This is a genomic window from Bacillus coreaensis (assembly GCF_050586445.1).
Taxonomy (GTDB): Bacteria; Bacillota; Bacilli; order Bacillales; family Cytobacillaceae; genus Robertmurraya_A; species Robertmurraya_A coreaensis.
This window is the reverse complement of sequence record NZ_JBOCCY010000023.1, coordinates 21,349-43,094: the sequence shown is the minus strand read 5'-3', so window position 1 is coordinate 43,094 and position 21,746 is coordinate 21,349. Positions and strand designations below refer to the sequence as shown.

Sequence of the window (21,746 nt, the reverse complement as noted above, 5' to 3'; positions counted from 1 at the left end):
TTCCCCTCTCTTACAAATAAATGAATTTTTTCCGGTTCTCACCCATCAGACCCTTCACTTCGTCCTCGGTCGGCAAAGCTGATATAGCTCCGACCTTGGTACAGACCAATGCACCAACAATATTGCTAAAAGAAATCACATTTTTAAATTGCTCAAGGTCTTCTAAAACCTGTTTAGGATTCTCTAAACTAGACAACTGACAGAGAGTGGCTCCTACAAAAGCATCTCCCGCTCCTGTTGAATCAATGGAAGTGACTTTTATGCTAGGAACCAACTCACACTTTTGCCCATTGGAGATCAGGGTTCCCTTTGCCCCTAAGGTGACTGCCAAAACTTTAGCTCCCATTTGATGCAAAGCCGTAATTCCTTCCTTTACATCGTCCAGCCCTGAGAGAATTCTTAATTCTTCCTCACTCACTTTTACAAAGTCAGCGATAGACATTCCTAGCTTTGACCACTCCTTAAAATCATCCACTCTTCCTCCCCATAAAGAGGACCTATAGTTTGGATCGAATGATAGAAACTTTCCTCTTTCCTTTGCGTCCCTCATCAGACCTATGTACGTAGATCGAAATGGTTCAGTTAACAGGGCAGTTGCCGAACCGAAGTGAAGAATTTCACTTTTCATGATTCTCTCTTTATCCAATTCGTCCTCTGTTACAAACGCATCTGCTCCTCGGTTGAAAATAAAATCTCTTTCGCCATCTGCCTTTAAGGAAACAAACGCCTGTGTCGTTGGATGAGCTTGATCGAATAATAATAAGGAGGTATCTACATGGCAATTCTCTAACGTTTGCTTTAAAAAATATCCAAACGGATCATTTCCTACCTTGCCAGAAAACTGAGCTTTACCCCCTAACTTCACGATCGCTGCACAAACATTAGCCGGTGCACCACCAGCCTGTTTTTCGAAATGTTTTCCGTCTATTAAGTTCACGTCCACATCTGTACAGAAAAAATCAATCAATAATTCCCCGATACAAAACACCGATGAATTGGTTGTCATTCATCATCAACCTACCTTTTCAACATTCTCTAAGTTTCGATTTCCATCATTTCTCCCAAATAGAGGAAAGCTCAGTAAGTTCTACTGAAGAGAGATTGGTGATTCCATCCTTTGAAAAGATAACCATCTTGTTATATGGTTGGTTCGGATAGACCAGGCTTGTGCAAACAGCCTTTCCATCATTGGCAAATACCTCTACGGAAGATGTGTCTAGCCAAATTTGTAAGTGTAGTTGGTTGTTCTCTGTTTTTACGATTGCCTCCTGTATCGCAGCAAAGGAGTCAGAGAAATGATTGATTCCTGCATTCACCCGGTCAACCGTCAGCTTTTCGACTACCGTATCATACTGAATGATGACTTTTTCCTGAATCGAATTTTCAAAGATGACTCCGAAAGAAGTAGAATCTCTTTTTTCAAAGGAGATATTTATTTCCATTAAGCTACTAAGCAGGTCACAATGAAAGGGACTGTTCGGTTCAAGGGAAACTTCTTGAATGACTTCACTCTCATTTCGTAATATGTGAATTTCTGATACAACCTTCTGCACCACACGAACTCCCGATTCAGTAGCGGTGAGGAAAAGTTCTCTAGGCAATGTCATCGCACTACGCCACCCCTCGGTTGGGAGTAAGTTCGCATACCGCCAATTGCTCATCCAGCCGATATAAATTCTTCTACCATCATCCTCAGGTACATCCGACCAGCTCACCCCAGCGTAGTTATCTCTCCCAAAATCTAGCCAAAGAGTCGTACTATCACTATGTTCATTCACGAATGTCTTTCCATCAAATTGCCCAATGAAATATTGTGTTCGAGATCCTTCTGGAAAGGCTGGATTATCACCGATGCTAACAAGCATGACCCATCGCTTATTGCTTTCGTCACCGTCTACAGGAAGTTCAAATAAATCTGGGCATTCCCACACTCCATCATGTGAACCTGCTTGATGACCAAATTCACTAGCAAACTCCCACTCTATTAAATTACAAGAAGTATAAAGGGTAACTGTTTGACCAGTCGCTAAAATCATCACCCATTTGTTGGACTCTGTATGCCAAAAAACCTTTGGGTCTCGGTAATCAGTAATCTCCTCGTCTGAAAGTACGGGATTTCCTTCATATTTTATCCATGTTCGTCCGTTATCTTTGCTGTATGCCAGGCTTTGGCGTTGTCTTGGTCTCTCAGAATCCGGATACGTATCATGGCTCGTATAAACAGCTACTAATCCTGCTTTTCCATTAAAAAAGCCCGTTGTATCCTTCCAATCGACCACAGCACTTCCAGAAAAAATCGTGCCATGCTCATCCGGATGCAACGCAATAGGAAGCTGCTCCCAATGAACCAAATCTTTACTCACTGCATGCCCCCAGTGCATCGGTCCCCAAGTAGTACCAAACGGGTGATGTTGATAGAACAAATGGTATTCTCCCTCAAAGAACACCATTCCATTTGGGTCATTCATCCACTTCTCTTCCGGGGAATAATGATATTGAGGTCGATGTTTTTCTTTATATCGTGTTTTAATCATGCTTTTTCCGCTCCTTTTTTTATTAGGCTCTTTTCTAAAACATTGTTGCTATATACATACTTTTTAGGAAATTTTTCAACAGCCAATCAGTATATTATCATCCCTTAGAAAAGAGCTAATCTTCAAATAGACCAATATACTCAGCGTTATGCGGGGAAAAATCCGGCTTTTGGGATTTTTCCAAAACAACAAACTTTACGAAAACAGCCTTTTATAAATATAAGTAGAAGAAGGCTGTAAAAGGTTACAGCCTCGCTCCTATTTTCAGCACATTACTGATTTCTGTCATAACCTGCTTGCTTAATTTCTAGCCAATCTTGTAAGCCTAGTCGGTCAAGCTCTTTTAAGTAGCTATCCCATTCTTTTTCCACTTTTCCGTTTTGAATCCACTCTGCCCGTTTTCTCATGACGAAAGCGAACAGATCCGTTTCAATTGCCGTTAGACGATCCAGGTCTTCGATTGAGAAGAACACTCTTGGATAAATATTTTCTGCTTGCATATGTGGAACCATAACGTCCTTTAACAAACCTAATCTCCATGCAGCATCATCTGGCTTTGTTGTTACCGTACCGTAGTACTCGTCAAGGATCGCTAACGGTCCGCCGATATTTGTCTTTTGTCTTAACTCAACTGGAGCCGTCCCTTCTAAAGGTAAATGCTTTAGCATATTCGCTGCTTCGTCGTACTCAAAGATGTTTTGTTGCTTGTCGTCTCCGTATGTTCCCCAGTTATTTTGTACAGACTGAACCGGATCATAAAGCTCATCAATCCACTTCGCTGTTAATTCAAGATTTTTATTGGCACTCGTAATCACCATTCTTCCACGGTCAAAGCCCATACCATTTGTTCTTGCCACATTCACTTGTCCATCTGGACCAGCAAGTGGTTTCATCACATCGTATTTATCGTTCATACCTGTGATATTTGCTTTATCCCATGTGAAGTAAAGACCATAGCGATTGTCTTTTCCTTTGGCGATGTACGTATTCCAATCTTGCTCAAACGCTTCAATATCAATTAACCCTTCTGCGTATAATTCATTTAAGAATTTGATTCCTTCCTTATACCCTTCATCGGAAGCAGTGAAGGTCACTTCTCCATCGTTTGTTACAACCGTGTGATCCCAGTTCTCACCAAGGCCGAAAGATCCAAACAAGAAAGCTAAGTCTTCCCCACCTGGCTTATTAATAAATGACATCGGAATTTCATCTGCTTTTCCATTTCCATTCGGGTCCTGTGTTTTAAAAGCAATTAATACTTCTTTTAACTCTTCTGTTGTGGTTGGCATTTCTAGACCTAATTTATTAAGCCATTCAACATTAATCCATGGGAGGTCATCTACAGAGTGAATGCTTTCTTTTCCAGAACCAAGCTCTTCAATCCAAGGAAAAGAATAAATATGACCATCGGGAGCTGTCATCATTGATTTGTACTCAGGTGCAGCCTCAAGTACCTTTTGTAAATTCGGCATATACTTCTCAATTAAGTCTTCAACCGGTACAATGGCACCATCTTTTGCTAGTTTTAAAAGATCATAGTCTCCATATCCTGCGTCAATGATGGCATCTGGTAAATCTCCACTCGCCATCGCAAGATTTCTTTTTTCGACAAACACATCGGACGTGTAGTTTTTCCACTTGATATTCACACCTGTTTCTTCTTCCAGGCGTTGATAAATTAATTTCTCATTCGGATCCTTTGGAGCAAGCGGTGAGCTTTGCGTCATAAAGCTTAGTGTGACCTTTTCTTCAAGTGGGAAGCTTACATCTTCTAAGTTATACTCTTTTGATGCGGTTTCACTGCCTTTATTACTACAACCAGAAGCGAGTAATAAGGTAGCTAAGGTAGCGGCAGCAATCTTTTTTCCTTTTTTCATAAAATTGACCCTCCTAAAAATATTTGTAAGCATTTTCATTATTCTTTATAGTTAGCGGCTCATTATTTTAATGAACCGACCATAACACCTTTTTCAAAGTACTTTTGGAAGAATGGATACATCACGATAAGAGGTAAACTCGAAATGACAATCGATGAGTATTTAATCATTTCTGACAGCTTTTTCAGCTCAGCCATCGCCAACTGATCGCTAATCATTCCAGGATCTGTTGAGTTTTGAATCAGAATCGAACGTAATACAAGCTGCAATGGATGAAGGTTTGGATCATCCAGATAAATCATTGCATCAAAGTACGAATTCCACTGTCCGACGAATGCATACATGGCTAAAACGAAAATAATCGGTTTAGATAGTGGCAATACAATTTTAAAGAAGATAAGTAAATCCGAAGCCCCATCTACCTTTGCTGCTTCATGCAGCTCGTATGGAATAGCCTTGAAATACGTTCTTGCAAGAATGATATTCCACACATTGATGGCACCTGGAAGAATGATCGCCCAAATCGTATTTAACATCCCTAAGTCTTTTACAAGCAGGTAGGTTGGTATCAATCCACCGCTAAAAAACATCGTGATGACAAACATCGTCATAAAGAAGTTTTTTCCGACAAATCCGTTAACGGAAAGTGGATAGGCTGCAAACAGTGACACCACAACGGTAACAACCGCAAAGCCAACCGAATACAGTACCGAATTGATAAAGCCTTTTAGCATGGCATCATTTCCAAGAATAAGCTTATAACCTTTCAAGCTCCAATCCGAGAGATTAAAAGAGATGCCTTTATTTAATAGAACGGTTGGATCCATAAATGAGGCTAATACCACATACACTAAAGGAACCAATACGACTAACACTGCTAGAAAGAGAAAGATATTGTTTAAAGATAATATCATCCGGTCCATCCGCGTATACTTGATATTCATTGGTCTAACTCCTTTCTGATCAATATAGACCTTCTCCCTCGTTCAACTTCTTCACGATATAGTTCACGACGACTAGAAGGATCACGTTAATAACTGAGTTAAATAGCCCAACTGCTGCTGAGTAAGCATAATCACCTGCTTGTAAACCCACTTTGTAAACATAGGTTGGAAGAATTTCAGAAGTTGGTAGGTTCATCGATGTTTGCATCAAATACGCTTTTTCAAATCCAATCGCCATGATTCCCCCTGCACCTAAGATGAACGTCACAGCCATCAATGGTTTTAAGGTTGGCAAGTCGATATGAATCATTCTTTGTATAATATTGGCTCCATCTAGAGTAGCGGCATTATGCAATTCAGGATCCACATTCGCTAGAGCCGCTACATAAATAATGGATGACCAGCCGGCTGCTTGCCAGATTCCAGATAGGATATAGATACTTCTAAAATAATCTGGGTCAGATAAGAACCCAATCGGCTCCCCTGTCAGCATCGTGACCACCTGATTGATAGGACCCGTTGGTGATAAAAAGATAAAAAGCATCCCCACAATAACAACGACAGAGATAAAATTAGGTGCGTACAGGACAAGCTGAACATTTTTTTTAATAGCTGCCCGTCGTACTTGATTCAACATAAGTGCAAGAATGATAGGTATTGGGAACCCAAGGATTAGGCCGTAAAAGCTGAGTTTCAGTGTGCTCATAAAAATCGTTCCGAAGTTTGGTGAGGACAAAAACTTTGTAAAGTTTTCCAAGCCGACCCATTCGCTCCCAAGTATTCCTTTGATCGTACTAAAATCCTTAAAGGCAATAATTGCACCGTACATAGGAATATATTTAAAAACGATAGTGAGAATAATAGCGGGCGCAATTAACAAATAGAGAAAATAGTTTTCTCGGATATAACGTAATTTTTTGCTTAGGTTCGTCACCCTTTTTTCCGCCTGATTCGGGATCGCAGCATCTTTGCCTGCTTCAGCTTTTATTAATTCCTGCATTTTCGTAACCTCCAATCTAGTTTTCTACTAGCTGTCTTTCTTGGTTTAACTATAACAGGAGGAGGAAAGACGATATTTTGAGTTCTTCGGAATTGTATGTTTAAAATTTTCGGCATATGGAATCGTTTTCAAAAGTAAAAATCCCCTAGCCATTTAGCTAGAGGATCCATCCTTTATGGTTTCTGAATTTCCTGTATTCCTGCATTAATCTTGTCGACAGCCTCTTTGGCCGAGGTATGAACATCCTTCCCTCCGATACCGATGTCTTCAAATAAAACTCGAATGGCATTGCTTACGACAGGATAGGCTGGAGTGACTGGACGGTTTTGCGAGTGCCTAAGCGTTTGCTCGATAAAAATATTTAATGGATACTGATTCAGTTCCGGAATATCTTTTACTACGGAGTACCTGGCCGGCAGATCGCTTGTAATCGTGACATATTTCTTCATTCCCTCATATCCAGTTACGTACTTAATAAATTTCCATGCTTCGTTCGGATATTTGGACTGAGACGAGATTCCTAATGCCCACCCTCCATTAGGAGACACCTGATACACTCCCTTCGGTAATGGAGCTACTCCAAAATCCTCCCCAAGAGTAAAATCTGCATTTCTTTCAAAGTCCTTAAGTGTCCACGATCCTAATACGGTCATCGCGAGCTTTCCATTAATAAAGTCATTGGTGCCCATTTCTACTGAAGCAACCCCTTGCTTGTGATAGAAATCCTGGAATAATTGTAGAGCCTCTATTGCCTTCTCTGAATCCAAATATCCACTTGCTGTTGTTGCATCAGGACTCAACACATCGGCTCCAAACTGCCACAAGAAAGGCATTTTAAAGTAGGCAGGTGCTTCTCCTTCTCCAAATCCTTGGCCAGGATCAATGCCCATGATCCCTTTTTCCGGATTAGTTACCTTTTTGGCAATCTCAATCACTTCGTCCCAAGTTAATGGTTCATTTGGATTAGATGATGGGAAAGGAATCCCTGCCTCTTTCAGAACATGCTTATTATAAAAGAGAGCAATGCTCGACTCTGCAATGGGAGCAAGATAGATTTGGTCATTATAACTTAGCCCTCTTAAAGTGGACGTTGGGAAATCCTCAATACTTCCCTCACTCTTCATGTAGCTATCAATGGATAATAGTGATCCTGCATTAGCATAAAGAGCAAGCGTCGGACTATCAATAGCCATTATATCCGGAGGTGTGCCCGTTGCAATTTCTGTCCGAAGTCTCACTTCATAATCGCTGTAAGGAATGGTTTTCATCTGAATTTTGATATTCGGATTTGCCTTTTCAAATGATGAAACTAACTCTTCATAAGCTTTATTTTCAGCATCATTTCCTCTGTTTCTCCAAAACGTAAGCACGGTTTTTTGCACAGCCTCTGGTTGTGTCTCTGCCTCTTCTTTACTATCTGGTTGAAAAAGGAAAAGAACAATGACCAACAGACAAAGAATTATAAAGAAAGATAGAATTAAAGCCACCCGTTTTTCCATCTGTTCATATCCTTCCTAGTTTTTCGTATGACTGACGAAAATCCACAGGTGTTTGCTGAAAATGCTTTTTAAAAACCGTACTAAAGTAACCAGAGTTCGAATAACCAACCAAATTGGCCACATCAATAATCTTAAGCTGCTTGTCCTTCAAGAATTCCTTTGCTTTTTCCATTCTTACATTCAGAAGATAATCGCTGAAGTTTTGTCCCACTTGATGTTTAAAGGTTTCTGACAAATGGGCGCTATTAATATGAAACATTTCTGATAGAAAGGTAAGAGAGATTTCATTGGCATAATGCTGATCCAAGTACTGACGGACACTCTCAATAATCAATTTCCCATTAGAAAATCGAGCCGTTCTTACTTTTTCAATAATCAGTTGGCCTAACTCTGTCAGCTGGTCAATCACTTTAGAGAAGGAATTCAATTCCCAAATACATTGCTGGCAACTCCACATCATGTTCTGAACGTCCCTTGTTTCCATATCATATTTACGAGCAGCTGATCCTAATAAAAATAGTACCCGGTTGGCGAGGAAGGAAAAAGCCATAATCGACTGAGCTTCGTTTCTTCCTAAAAGAGTCTCTACATTTTCCTTAAACAATCCGACATTGGCCGTTTCGACCGCATTGATCAATTTCCTTTCCATATCTGTTGAAAATTCAAAATCGTCTTCTTGCAAATGGGACGCATCACAAATTTGAGAATGAGAACCTAATTGGCTCTTGCTCCAAGCTAATAAACTAGAAATATAGCCATTTTTCAGGTTAGCTACGCCCCCTACCACACTGCCCAAGCCAATCACTGTCTCTAAATGAAGGAGATTTTGTACATTCTTCTGAATATCTTTGACCAGATTAGCTAACGGATCATGTTCTTTGTCTACCACCTGTATAAAATGAATCATATTCGCATAACTAGGATCATAAAACGTATACAATCCCTTTTCACCATGAGCGAATTCTTTACACATCATTTGAAACGGGAGCCATAATTCTTTTAAACGATGCGCTTGCTCGTTTTTATCCCTGATTTCGACTGTTATAAAACGAAACTCTCTGCTTTCACTTGCCATGTCTTCCAAATGGAGTTGTCGAAGTCTTTCTTTTACCATAGATGACTCCGTCCACTCTTCCTTTACTAAATAAAGCAAATATTGTTCTTGTACTTCTTGGAGGCGGGTCATGGCGAGGTGTCTCAATTGGGCTGCTTCCGCCTGCTTTTTCTTCTCTTCTTCCGTTTCTTTACGAATTTTCCGTAATGTTTCTTCTAGTTCATCTGGAGCAACAGGTTTTAATAAATAATCTTTTACTCCCTTCTGCATGGAACCTCTGACATATTCAAAATCAGAGTAGCCAGACAGTACGATCACTTTCACCTGTGGAAATTCTTCAAAGCAGCGTTGAGCAAATTCAAGACCATCCATAATAGGCATTCTCATATCAGTGATGACAAGGTCTGTCTTCATCGTTCGTAACCATTCTAATGCTTCTTTTCCATTAGATGCCTCTCCAATGATTTCAAAGCCTTCTTCTTCCCAATCAATCTTCATCCGAAGCCCCATACGCACTTGCTTTTCGTCATCCGTGATGAGTACCTTCAACATCTCGGGTCACCTCCACTATACTTAATACACAGCTGGATTTTTGTCCCTTCCCCTTTGGTAGAATCAATATGGTAAGAAAAGTCCTCCCCGTAATAAAGCTTTAAACGCCCGAGTACATTTCTAAGACCAATGCTTGTTCCTTTACTTTGTAGGACATCTGTTGATTCCAGTGCACCTTCCTGATGAAGTAGATCGACTAACATTTCATCCGTCATCCCCACACCTTTATCTTCAACCATTAATAATAATTGGTCATCAAGCATTTTTGTTTGAATGAAGATATCCGCATAACTTTTCTCACTAAAGCTATATTTCACGGCATTTTCTACTAGTGGTTGGAGAATAAATTTAATGATTGGTAGGTGCTTGGCAAGGCTATCTTCTTCAATCGTAATTGAAATGGTGTCCATATATCTCATCTTTAATATATTGGTATAACTGCGAATATAGCTCATTTCTTCCCCTAAAGTGACCACATCATTTTGAGTGTTCAAAGAGTACCTCATCATTCGTCCTAAATAAACGCTAACATTCATCACTTCTCTATTTTTCCCTTGAGCTGCCAAGCCACCAATAATTTCAAGTGTATTATTCATAAAATGAGGATTAATCTGTAGCAACAAGGCTTTGTATTCTGCATCCTTCCTCCGAATATTTGCCTCATATTCGGTCTCAATTCTAGTTTTTAGTTGATCGACTGTATGTCCGAATACATTTACTAGATAACCAACTTCATTATTTTGAGATTTAATCGTTGGCATAAACCGCTTAGCACCGGCAAAATCTCCTCTTTCGATAAAACCCATTGCTTTTGCCAACTTTCCTAATGGACTGACAATATTGGAGGAAAGCATGTACGAGGCCAATATAGTAAGTAAGAATACGACTCCAGAGATCGTAAGCATGCGATGGCGCAAATCATTTGCCTTTGAAAATAAGTCCGACTCCGTTACTTCGCTAAGTAAAATCCAACCACCAACAGATAATTTCTGATAAAACACGAAGTACGTTTCATTGTTCTCCTTTACTTCTATCAATCCATTATTCTCTTTACTTTTATTGATTTTTGATAGGCTAGTCGAAAGTACCTGTTTCGGTGTAGAAATCTCCCCTGTTAAAACATTCTCACCTCGTTTGTTTAACAAATAGGCATGTCCCTTTTGTCCGATCTTATTTTTATTTAAAGCCGTCTCAAGCAAGTCAGTTGGAAAATTCACCTTTATGATGCCATAGGACGCGAGCGTATTCATATCTATCAATGGAGATATATAACTATTAATATTCCCTGGAGTAGGTTGATAGGGATCTATATGGGACGCGACAAATGAGTTTCCACCCCTTATATACTCCTTATACCAATTTTCTTGCTTTAAAAGGGGGTTGTTTCCCCATGCACCAGTGCCATCATTGAGCATGACCCCGATGGACATTCCATTTGAGTTATTAACCGTCATTGAAGCAAGAAGACTCTTCATTTGATTCCTAATTAATAATCTTTGATTTTTTGTCACATCCGATGATACTTTATCTGTCTTCATCCACTGCAATGTCGTTGGATTAACGAGTATTTGTTTTCCTAAATCCTCCGCCTGAGTGGTAATCGATTGGATATACAACGAATATTGATCCATCATCTCCACAGTTAAATCCTGGGTCTGTTCTTCAATCACAGAAGAAAACCAACTTGGAACTAAGAAGGAGAAGACGACAAATGGAATGGTCAACAAACAGGTAAAAACCAAAAATAATCGATTACGTAATGAAAAAAACATTTCCCACCTCCTCATGCAAGAAAACCCTTTCAGAAACTTCTTATACCCAATTTAGCATATCGTCGTATTTTGGAACATAGAAACAGAAAATATAAAAACCTAATTTATATAAAATTATTACCGTCATGCATCCAATGAGGTTTTCTTGGATTTTTGAGTTAAATAGGATGTCTTGTCCTTAATCGAGTAACCAATAAGCGGAGGTTTTCCGGCTAGATGCAGAACGGAGCTCGTTTAGTGGTAAAATAAGGGGAGATTTTCCGCTTATGCAAAGAAAATCTCCCCTTTTTTACGTTTTTTGAGTCAATAGGCGGAATTCCTCCGTCTATTTATGCCATTTTTAGTCGTATTTGCTAATTAAGCGGAATTTTTTCGTCTATTTAACCGCTCGGTTGCGTAACCTGATTCCCCAACAGATAAGATCGAACCCTTGTCATCTTAGATGCGGGAATCTTATATTAATGATGGTGCTCATGGCCTTCCTCTTTTTCTGGAAGATCTTTTTGTAAGAATTCTAACTCACTCTTAGAAAGTTCGCCAACAACCACTTGAACCTGTGGCATGATGATTGCCTCACCCTTACTTGCATGAATTTTTATATAATAAAGCCCGTCACTCTCAAATGTTTTGTTTATTCCATATATTCCCTCTTCTAGTTTACCCGGTTGTTCAACCGTAGCATGGATGGTGTCATCGTGTTTCCACATTTCAAATTCCACAGAATCTACCTCTTCTATTTTTTTCCCATCTTGAGTAAGAATGACCTTGATTGGCACTTGCTCCCCACTTGTTATCGTTTCAGGTAGAATAACTTCTGCGTAAAGGGGTTGTTCTTGCAAGTATAATTCAGCCGCCTCCTCTTTAAGAGAACATCCTCCAAGGAACAAACCGATGATTACAATCAATAACACTTTTTTCATAGCTATATCTCCCTTGTTACACATGTAAAAACCTCTTCAAAAATGGGATTCTTTTAATCAATAGCACATCCATCAGAAAAATGACGATGAGGGACAATCCAACCAAAGGAAACAGAATACCCAAACCTATTAAAACAACTAAAAATAACTTCATATTTTTGATGCTAGTCGATTTTGGTGCGCCCATACTTTTTTTCGGCTTCCGCTTCAACCATAAATAAAATCCACTAACGGCAACAAGGATAATTCCTAAGCAAATAAGAAGACTTGCCAACTGATTGATTAACCCAAATTGGGTTCCTTTATGCAAGGTAATCCCTAGTGCAACAACTTGTCCAATTAAACCATAATGATCAAATCGATAGTCTGTTAAGACAGCACCCGTATATTGATCAATATGCATCGTGATCTCGTCTTCAGCTCTTGGCGGAAAAGCGGATAAAGTGTACACTCCCGTTGGTTCTTTTGGAAGAAAGACCGTATAACTAGGGTGTACCCCTTCACGGTTTGCAATCTGAACCACTTCATCGATCGATACGGGGATGAAACCTTGTACTTCTGAAACCGGTACATCTAATGTTTCAGCTGCCCAAGGAACCTCCGCAATATCTTTCGTAACGGTTGAAACAGGTGCATTTCCTACCCAAACGGAAGGTGGATATCCTGCCCCAGAGTTGGTAGCAATCGTTTGAAACTGAGTTCCCCAAAAACCGGACCAAGGGAGCCCCGTCATAACCAGAAATAGCATCCCTGCGGTTATCCAAAAAGCAGGAACAACATGTAGGTCTCTAGCTAAAGTACTTCTTCCTTTATTCCATCTCATATAAAGGACACCTGACATATTCATCTTCTTCCTAGGAAGCCATAAATAAAGGCCTGTAACCATCAATACGATGGTCCAGCATGCAGCTAATTCTACTATTCTATCTCCAATGGTTCCCATCATTAATTCGCCGTGAAATTCCTCTATTTTATCCATGATGCGATCCTCACTATTTAATTCACCTATGGATTTTCCCGTATACGGATCAACAAAGACGGTTAATGATTGATCATTTACTGTGAGACCTACCTCGCTCGAACGTGTAGCATTTTCTCCCGGCCGATATTTAGATATCACTGCATCAGGATATAGCCTCTTTACTTCTTCTATTTGTTGCGATGCCGGAATTTTTTCACCCTGTTGCGTAACCTCGAATAAATCTTGATATATCACCTGTTCGATCTGTGGCTTAAATAAATAGATAGAACCCGTAACGGCAAGGATGATTAAAAAAGGCGCAACAATAATTCCAGCATAAAAATGCCATCTCCACACAGCTCTATATAGAGATGATTTTTGTTGTGCATCTGATTTAGTTGTAGTGTTGATAACCGTTTCCACTTATAGATCTCCTTTTTGAACAATGTCATATTTAATACCGTGACTAAGTTTACCGTTCAATTGTGATATAAGTATGAAATTTATAAAAAAAAAGAGATAGAATCTACACAGATCCCATCCCTTCTACTTCTATAATAGACCCACCATTTTAAGTCCGTGGAGGATACCATCTTCTTCAACTGACTTGGTAACGAACCTAGCCACTTCTTTTACTTGTTCCTCTCCATTCCCCATAGCTACGCTGTTTTTCACTGTGGAGAGCATTTCCAAATCATTAAGTCCATCACCAAAAGCATATTGGCTTTCAGCTGGAAATCCGAGCGCATCTACGATTTTTTGGATCCCCCTTGCTTTTGATCCACCCTTTGGCACGATATCTAAGGAAACAGGATGCCACCGGACAAAATCAAACGCATCATATTGCTCTGCGTATTGCTTTTCCTCCCCATCGGTACAGAAAAGTAGGGTTTGATACAAGTCACGACCTTTGTAATAGTGAGGATCATGCGTAGGGAAACGGTCGATTTTTAACGTATCGATGCTCTGTTTAATATAGTCATGCTCTGGTACATTGGCTCTCATATCTTCATGGTCCATAAACACAACGGGATGATCATTCACAAGAGCAGCAGCGGTTAATTTTTCAAGTGACTCAATATGTAAAGGATTCGTATGTAAGACGTTTCCATTTAATACAACATACTGACCGTTATAGCTTACGTATGTATGGATATCCAACTCTTGTCTCAAATCTTCAAACATAAAAGGAGCTCTTCCTGTAGCAATCGCTACCTCATGACCCAGCTCTTTTAATGTGAAAATCGCTTCTTTTGTTGAGGAAGGTAACTCTTTGTTATGGGTAAGTAAGGTTCCGTCGATATCAAAAAAAATCACACTTCTGTTCTTCATATTTGTTCCAACTTTCTATAAATAATGTGTTGTAATTCATATTACCAGTAGTGATTAACACAGGGAATCATAACATTCATGAAAGCGTTGTATCAAAATTAATGTAAGGAAACCTCACGTTTTTATACTCTTCTTTCAAAATATGCGCGAAAATATATAGGTACAAGGGCTATTGTTATAGAAGGGATTAAAAAACATGGTTACTTACAATCATTTTATATTATTAATTAGCTTTTTCGTAATTTTGCCCATTATCGGTGCTGTTGCCCTCCTGTTTATTTATTTATTCGAGGAACGGATTGATGCACTCGAACATGCAAATAAAGAAATTAAGCTTGAAAGTGAGCTTCGCCTCGCCCTTTATAATCAGCTCAACCAACAAATTCAGCCACATTTCTTTTTTAATACGTTAAACGTCATCTTAAGTTTGGCGCGATTAAAAAGGACGGAAGAATTAGTAAGAGCAATTGAAGTTTTTTCCCTTTACCTAAAATCTAAATATCAAAACAATGAGTCAATGATTACCATTCAAAAAGAATGGCAGTACACAATGTACTTTATTGAAATTCAAAAGTTGAGATTCCGTGATCGGTTGATACTTAAAACAGAGATTGATCATGAGCTATCGCATTATTATATCCCGCCTTTTGTTTTACAAACACTTGTTGAAAATGCTTTTAAGCATGGACTTGAAAAACAAATGGGAGATGCTTCATTACAAATTACTCTTAACCGAGAGAAGGACCAAATTGTATTGAAAGTGATGGATAATGGCTCAATTGAAGAACGAATTGAGGAACCTGAGGCGGACAATGGACATGGACTTGAAAATACAAGACAACGCATGAAATTTTTCTTTGGAAATGAAACCAAATTAACGATTTCATCTGAAATCGGCAACTTAACAGAAGTGAAAATCGTTTGGCCCATTAAGACAAAGGAAGATTTGGAGGGGTTACTTGCATGAATATTTTATTAGTTGATGATGAACCTTTAATGCTTGAACAGCTTGAGATGATGCTTTTAAGCAAATTTCCTAACTGGAGGATTAACAAAGCAAACGATATGATTCAAGCTTTAACAGTCAGTAAAGAAGAAAAAATACATTTAGCCTTTTTAGATATAAAACTGCCTGGAAAAACAGGACTTGAGCTAGGGGAGGAACTAAAAAAAAATAATGAAAAGATAGACATTGTGATTGTTACAGCTTTTCAATCCTTTGGCTATGCGAAACAGTCTCTTCGCCTTGGTGCGATCGATTATTTAACAAAACCAATTATAGAAAGCGAACTTAGCAATATTCTAGGCAAATATAATTTAGTTTCTGACTATTCCCCACTCATTCATGACGTTCTGCTGTTCATTCATGATCAATTCTCAAGTCGAATCACCTTAACTTCAGTTGCGGAACATGTTCACTGTAATCCAACCTATATTAGCAGGAGGTTTCACGAAGAAGTTGGGGTAAATTTTAATGAATATTTAACCAATTACCGAATTGAGATGTCTAAAGATTATCTTGTTTCCAATCTAAAGTTACCTATATCCCAAATCGCTGAAAAAGTAGGCTTTTCCAGCCAGCATTATTTTAGTACCATGTTCAGAAAAGTAGTAAAAATCACGCCTAAAGAATATCGTGAGCAGGAAATAGCAAGTTGATGCGATTAAAAATTAAAAGAAAAAGCCAGGTTGGCATAGGGTTAGGTATTGTCGTGCTTATTACAAGACTGATAGCTGCCCCAACAATCGTCGCAAGTCCAGAAGCCATGCTATCTTACGGTTTGATCACTGGATTGATCTTTTCAATCACACTTTTTTTGGGGATCTTCCTATTTGGCTATATGGGGAAAAAAATTCGAAATCAGTCTGCAGGCTGCCATACGATTGCCGATTTCTTACAGCAAAATCTTCAAACATTTGACTATACAGTTTTCATTTCCCTGATCTTGCTGTTATCGGTTCAAGGGATCCAGCTGCAAGTGATCGTTATTAAAAGCTTACTTCCTTTCACTATAGATCACTCTTTTCAGGTCTTGTTTATTGTGAGTTACTTTCTATTCATTTTTTTTGTAACTGCTCGTGGGGGCTCGGCAGTCAACCGATTGGCGCAATGGCAAATTTCTTTCTTTTTTGCGGTTGCAATCTTAGTTCCAGTTTATCTATTAATTCAACAAGGAATTCAGCCAGTGTACAAGGGGATTCTTTTGTATCATCCTTATCTCCTTGTGATGATTCGAGATGGATCCTTTTTCTTTATTGCAATCGCAATTCTCATAGGATGCGGCTATATTTTCTTAAATCCCGCATTATGGCAAAGACTATATCAATTCAAGGTAGTCAAAGTGAGGCGGACATTTTTATTAACATCATTTCTATGGTGCGTGATACCAATCTCAATCGTATGTATTTTTTTCTTGATGATCCATCAGGGAAGCTTTAATTCATACTCTGATATCCCTTTAATGACCATTCAATCAGCTACACCTGTTTTACTATTTTTATTGTTCTTAGGGATCGGCTCCTCCTTATCAGCAGCACTAAGCTCAGAGCTTCAAGCAGTATTAACTCTCGTTAAAAAAAATATCTTCGAGGAATATCAATTACCGAAAAGAAAACAATTTCACTTTGGATTGATTGTGGGAGGATCGCTTATTTTCATTACAATTCTTTTGAATTTTTTCTATCAGCCCACCTTTCTTGAACTCTATTACCTAGGTGGAGTGATTCAAGTATCCCTTCTTCCGCAAATATTCATGCTGATATTTCAACATGACCGACCTGCATTATTCATAGCTGTATGTCCGCTTTTAGGGATTGTATTCGGCTATATGATTTACTCAATCACTCAGCCTCTAGCGGGAATCGCTGCGGCATTTATTATTTCATCTGTACTAACATTAGGCTTTATGCTTTTCAAAAAAATAAAGACAAATCCTAATCGTGAGTTCAACATGAATTAACTAGACTTCCATGTAAAACCCTGTCTGAAATGTTCAGACAGGGTTTTACAATGATAGTTACACCAAAATTGAGGACTCAATTGAACTCTTTTGACAGTCTATCATCTTGCCGCGATGCACTGTAAAGGCTACAGGGCATCTTCTCGCTATTAATTCCGCTGAACAAGACGCGTCCACAAGTACCATATTGGCATCATCGCCTGACTTTGGCCACATTTGTTCTCCCTTTTCATTTAATGGAATCAAACCTTGTGTAATGTATGCTAAAGTTTCAGCTAGTGAGCGCTCGTCACTCCAGCGATAATATTCCGCGAGCCTACTCACCCGTTCAAGAATATCGGCATTGCCAAAAGATCCCCATGAATCAAACATACTGTCGCATCCAAGTGCCACACCGACGCCTTTTCTCTTTAAAAGAGGGAATGGGAGCATTCTTTGCATCGCCGCTGTTGATTTCATACTTACCCCTAGTTCAACAAATCGGTCAGCCATCTCCGCCGCTTCACTTTCAGGTATTCCAACAAGTGCAAACCCATGACTGATAGCAACGCAATTTTTCCAGCCAGCCTCTTCGATCAAATTGCATAACTTCTTCATTGTATATATACCAAGATAATCTAAATCATGAAGATGAAGATCGATATCCGCACCTGCTTCAACCGCAATGTCCACCATGGTTTCTAACGAGCGCTCGACATAGCCATCCACACCTCCAGGATCTACGCCTCCTACATGTGTTGCTCCTTCCTTCATTGCTTGTCTCATCATGCTCGCAACATTCGTTCTTAGCAAACCGTGCTGCGGAAACGCTACAATTTCATACGTAAGCTGGTCACTATACTCTTCTAATGCTTCCCGTACACTCTCCAAATGTTTCAGACCGACATATGGATCTATGTTAACATGCGTGCGTATATGCGTAGAACCAGCCTTGGTAATTCTATCAATTAACAGCTTCGCCTTTGATTTTACCATTGGAAGCTGTAACGGTAAGATCTTCGCTTCATCATCTAACCTCTCAATTAAATTTTTCGTCGGATTGATCGCCTTCCAAGGACCGCCAATATAGGATTTATCTAAATGAAAATGGCTTTCGGCAAATGGTGGAAGTGCCAACCGCTTGTTCGCATCTACTTTCGGCAAATCATCTGTGATAGGTTCATTCTCTGACAAGATTTTCGTGATTTTACCATCCTTGATCAACAGATGGTGTAGGTCCGTTTTCGTAGCAACAATTCGCTCCCCTTCATAGATATATCCTGTTTCAAGAATTACATTTATTAGCCAATACGTTTGTTTGTTCATTAAGATCCTCCTCTCCCTTAATTATTGAATGACTATTTCTTTATCACAAGCAACCACTTCGCCGTTAAATATAACTGTTGAGCACTTGGCCATGCGGGCTACCGCTTCAGCTGAACACAATGCCTGTACTATTACAGCGTCTGCCTTGTCACCTACTTGTGGCCAGAGCCTTTCTCCACGTTCACTCAATGGAATAATTCCGTCTGTTATATAGCCCAATGCTTGCGCAATGGAACGTTCATCGACTAATTTAAAGCGCTCACAAGCTTTACGCACCAATGAAAGTGCTTCCCCGGTTCCAAATGGAGACCAGTGATCGGAAAGATTATCGGTACCTAACTCTACTTTTACCCCTCTGTCCTGCAAAAGGGGAATTGGGATGGTTGCCTGCATTGGGACAGATGAAGTAATATCAATGCCTAATGAATAAAGTAAGTCCGCTATTTCCATCGCTTCCGACTCACAAACCTGACCGAGACAATAAGCATGACTTATCGTTACCCTATTTTCAAAGCCAGCTTCTTCTACTAACTTTGCCAAATGCTTGATCGTAAAAATCCCTAGTGATCCTAGTTCATGCAGATGGAGGTCAATCCTTGCATCATTTTCTACGGCAATGTTCATTGTCGTATACAAAGATTTCTCAATATCCTCATCAAAGGTTCCTGGGTCTACTCCACCAACGATTGTTGCCCCTTGCCTCATTGCTTGACGCATAAGCGCTTCACAATTACTCCTTAGTAGTCCATGCTGCGGAAATGCTACAATTTCAGCAGCCAATTTGCCGTTAAACTTTTCCACTGCAGCCCGCGTTATAGCCAAATTCTCCAATTGAATAACTTGGTCGATATTACAATGCGTTCTAACTCTAGTTGAACCATTTTCTAAAAAGTGTTGGAGCATGTTTTCTGCACGCTCTTGTGCGGTGGGAAGTAGCTGCGATAAAAGCCGTTTTTCTTCATCTATCCTAGCAAAGCGATCCCTCACCGGCAGTACCGCTTTCCACGGTCCACTAAAATATGTTTTATCAATATGAACATGCATTTGCCCAAAGGATGGCAGCATTAATTGCCCTTTCGCGTCCATTTGACCCTTGATTTCATGATCCGCTGGAATAATTTCTTTATAAACTCCATCTTGTATGTTGACATGAAAACACTCTGTTTTTGTCGACGAAATTCTACCATCTTCCTTTATATAGCCCGTCTCTAGACGAACATTTTTTATCCAATATGACATTTCCAACTCCACCCTCTACCTATGATAATCATGAAAACCTATTGAAACTCTCAATAGGTTTTCATGATTAATGGCTCTTTTCTTAAACTTTGTTTCTTTTTGGAATCTTTACGAAAACAGCCTTATTAATTCATTATCGAATCGTTACATCCATTAATTTTAAATAACCGGATGGGGTCATGACTACTCCACCAACATCTTTACTTGTTGCTGCCAGGTTTTCAATATTTCGGATTGGAACATATAAGGCGTCTTCTAGTTCAATCGTTTGAAGCTGATGATACACTTCTTTACGCTCAGTAGGATCCATTACAGCACGCCCTTTTTCGATTAGAGCGTCAACCTCCGGATTATTAAAGTAAAAGTAGTTGCCAGTCGGTCCAATGGAGCTGCTGTGAAAAAGGTTGAATTGATTATAATCGCCATCTCCAGTTGCATTTCTCCATGAACCGATGAACATTTCAATTTGACCATTTGCGGCAGCTTCGTAATAGGATGCTGCTTCCATTAAATTAATCTTTACATCAATTCCTATACCTTTTAGCTGGGATTGTAAAACTTCGGCTAAATTTTGTCGTTCTCTTGTTTCTGTTGTTGTTATAGTAATCTCCAAACCATCTTCATACCCTGCTTCCTTCATAAGCCTTTTTGCTTCTTCTAGATCATATTCATAGCTTGGCAGATCATTCGAAAATCCAAAAACCTTTTTTCCTAAGGTAGATGTTGCCAAAGTTCCTACCCCACTGTAAACCCCGTCAATTAATGAGCTGCGCTCGATGGCATGACTGATCGCTTGTCTTACACGCACATCGTCTAGCGGCTTAGCCGATGTATTAAATCCAACCCACTCTGTTCCTAATGCCTCACTTGTATAAAGATTCATGGTTGACGACTCCTTGATTCGTTCCATGTCTGCAGATGGAATCGGTTCAGCGACTTGTGCTTCGCCTGTTTCTAGCATCGCTAGACGCGTTGAGTCCTCAGGAACAATTTTCCAAACAATTTTATCTGTCTTGCCAGGATCTCCCCAGTAATCAGGATTCTTTTCAAATACAATCTCATCTCCCGGAGTCCAGCTGACAAACTTATATGGACCTGTCCCAACTGGCTGCTGTCCTAAGTCTTTTCCTAACTCATCAATTGCCTTTGGACTTTGGATTGCACCTTCATGGCTAGCTAAATTTGATAACAGTGGTGCAAACTGTTCTTTTAAATGAAAGCGTACAGTAAATTCATCGACCACTTCCACTTCTTTTACTGAGCTGAACATAATAGCTCTTGGAGAAGCGACCTCTGGGTCTTGAGAACGGTCAATAGTCTTTTTTACAGCCTCGGCATTAAACGGCGTTCCATCATGAAAAGTAACATCATCTCTTAAATAGAATTCCCATGTAATATCGTCGATTTGTTTCCAGCTCTCTGCAAGCATTGGTTCAATTTCCATGTCCTCATTATGCTGAACGAGGTTTTCATACACGTGATGGTGAACAATACTTACTGTTGAAATGGAAGAAGTAAATTGCGGATCAAGACTTTCCGCATCCGTTTGCCTTGCAACCACTAGAGTTCCTCCAGGATTACCTTCTGTGTTTGCATCTGCTGGTTTAGCTTCTTCTCCTCCATTACATGCTACTAAAACCATCATCATCATCATCATGCAAAAAATTAATCCTTTTTTCATCTTTGCTTCCCCCTCTTATTTTGTGGTCCTGCCTTGCTTAATTTCATTATAAAACTATTAAAAAAAGAATTTTTAAAATATTTTTACTATTGTTTTTAAAATTTTTACGATAAACC

17 protein-coding genes are annotated in these 21,746 nt (G+C 39.4%); 3 read left to right on the top strand and 14 right to left on the bottom strand.

Going from position 1 to position 21,746, the window contains the following annotated elements:
• Window positions 1-10: 10 nt before the first annotated feature.
• From ACQ5H4_RS21895 to ACQ5H4_RS21845, 11 genes are all read right to left on the bottom strand, one after another.
• Window positions 11-1,006, bottom strand: coding sequence for a carbohydrate kinase family protein (locus ACQ5H4_RS21895; RefSeq protein ID WP_430777006.1), 996 nt, complete (start codon window positions 1,004-1,006; stop codon window positions 11-13).
• A gap of 46 nt (window positions 1,007-1,052) precedes the next feature.
• Window positions 1,053-2,534 (bottom strand): glycoside hydrolase family 32 protein, encoded by a 1,482-nt coding sequence (locus tag ACQ5H4_RS21890; protein WP_430777005.1) that lies wholly within the window; start codon window positions 2,532-2,534, stop codon window positions 1,053-1,055.
• A gap of 272 nt (window positions 2,535-2,806) precedes the next feature.
• Window positions 2,807-4,411: an ABC transporter substrate-binding protein gene (locus tag ACQ5H4_RS21885; protein WP_430777004.1), complete on the bottom strand. Its 1,605-nt coding sequence runs from the start codon at window positions 4,409-4,411 to the stop codon at window positions 2,807-2,809.
• Window positions 4,412-4,473: 62 nt separating this feature from the next.
• A complete protein-coding gene (locus ACQ5H4_RS21880) occupies window positions 4,474-5,355 on the bottom strand; it encodes a carbohydrate ABC transporter permease (protein WP_430777003.1) in 882 nt (293 codons plus the stop codon).
• A gap of 19 nt (window positions 5,356-5,374) precedes the next feature.
• Complete coding sequence (locus ACQ5H4_RS21875) at window positions 5,375-6,355, bottom strand: ABC transporter permease (RefSeq protein ID WP_430777002.1); 981 nt, start codon at window positions 6,353-6,355, stop codon at window positions 5,375-5,377.
• Between the two features lie 173 nt (window positions 6,356-6,528).
• Complete coding sequence (locus ACQ5H4_RS21870; RefSeq protein ID WP_430777001.1) at window positions 6,529-7,854, bottom strand: ABC transporter substrate-binding protein; 1,326 nt, start codon at window positions 7,852-7,854, stop codon at window positions 6,529-6,531.
• A gap of 4 nt (window positions 7,855-7,858) precedes the next feature.
• Complete coding sequence (locus ACQ5H4_RS21865) at window positions 7,859-9,460, bottom strand: response regulator transcription factor (RefSeq protein ID WP_430777000.1); 1,602 nt, start codon at window positions 9,458-9,460, stop codon at window positions 7,859-7,861.
• Window positions 9,454-11,232, bottom strand: coding sequence for a sensor histidine kinase (locus ACQ5H4_RS21860; protein WP_430776999.1), 1,779 nt, complete (start codon window positions 11,230-11,232; stop codon window positions 9,454-9,456). Before ACQ5H4_RS21860 ends, ACQ5H4_RS21865 begins: the two co-directional genes overlap by 7 nt.
• Window positions 11,233-11,690: 458 nt before the next feature.
• Window positions 11,691-12,152 (bottom strand): FixH family protein, encoded by a 462-nt coding sequence (locus tag ACQ5H4_RS21855; protein WP_430776998.1) that lies wholly within the window; start codon window positions 12,150-12,152, stop codon window positions 11,691-11,693.
• 16 nt (window positions 12,153-12,168) lie between these two features.
• Window positions 12,169-13,536, bottom strand: coding sequence for a PepSY-associated TM helix domain-containing protein (locus tag ACQ5H4_RS21850; RefSeq protein WP_430776997.1), 1,368 nt, complete (start codon window positions 13,534-13,536; stop codon window positions 12,169-12,171).
• 129 nt (window positions 13,537-13,665) lie between these two features.
• Complete coding sequence (locus tag ACQ5H4_RS21845; RefSeq protein ID WP_430776996.1) at window positions 13,666-14,445, bottom strand: Cof-type HAD-IIB family hydrolase; 780 nt, start codon at window positions 14,443-14,445, stop codon at window positions 13,666-13,668.
• 196 nt (window positions 14,446-14,641) lie between these two features.
• On the opposite strand from ACQ5H4_RS21845, the gene ACQ5H4_RS21840 reads away from it, so the two are divergent.
• The 3 genes from ACQ5H4_RS21840 to ACQ5H4_RS21830 are packed head-to-tail and all read left to right on the top strand — an operon-like array spanning window position 14,642 to window position 17,405.
• The gene (locus ACQ5H4_RS21840; RefSeq protein ID WP_430776995.1) at window positions 14,642-15,412 is read left to right on the top strand and encodes a sensor histidine kinase; all 771 of its coding nucleotides are present in this window, start codon (window positions 14,642-14,644) and stop codon (window positions 15,410-15,412) included.
• Entirely contained in the window at window positions 15,409-16,104 is a 696-nt protein-coding gene (locus tag ACQ5H4_RS21835) for a response regulator transcription factor (RefSeq protein ID WP_430776994.1), read from the top strand. The genes ACQ5H4_RS21840 and ACQ5H4_RS21835 overlap by 4 nt, the downstream gene beginning before the upstream one ends.
• Window positions 16,101-17,405: an SLC5/6 family protein gene (locus tag ACQ5H4_RS21830; protein ID WP_430776993.1), complete on the top strand. Its 1,305-nt coding sequence runs from the start codon at window positions 16,101-16,103 to the stop codon at window positions 17,403-17,405. Before ACQ5H4_RS21835 ends, ACQ5H4_RS21830 begins: the two co-directional genes overlap by 4 nt.
• Before the next feature lie 57 nt (window positions 17,406-17,462).
• Here ACQ5H4_RS21830 and ACQ5H4_RS21825 read toward each other — a convergent pair whose 3' ends face one another.
• The 3 genes from ACQ5H4_RS21825 to ACQ5H4_RS21815 all read right to left on the bottom strand — a co-directional run bounded on the left by ACQ5H4_RS21825 (window position 17,463) and on the right by ACQ5H4_RS21815 (window position 21,630).
• Entirely contained in the window at window positions 17,463-18,710 is a 1,248-nt protein-coding gene (locus ACQ5H4_RS21825) for an amidohydrolase (RefSeq protein ID WP_430776992.1), read from the bottom strand.
• A gap of 21 nt (window positions 18,711-18,731) precedes the next feature.
• Window positions 18,732-19,949 carry an amidohydrolase gene (locus ACQ5H4_RS21820; protein ID WP_430776991.1) on the bottom strand — a complete coding sequence of 406 codons (1,218 nt, stop codon included), beginning with the start codon at window positions 19,947-19,949 and terminating at the stop codon, window positions 18,732-18,734.
• 133 nt (window positions 19,950-20,082) lie between these two features.
• Window positions 20,083-21,630, bottom strand: a complete 1,548-nt coding sequence (locus ACQ5H4_RS21815; RefSeq protein WP_430776990.1) for a glutathione ABC transporter substrate-binding protein — start codon at window positions 21,628-21,630, stop codon at window positions 20,083-20,085.
• Window positions 21,631-21,746: the final 116 nt, after the last annotated feature.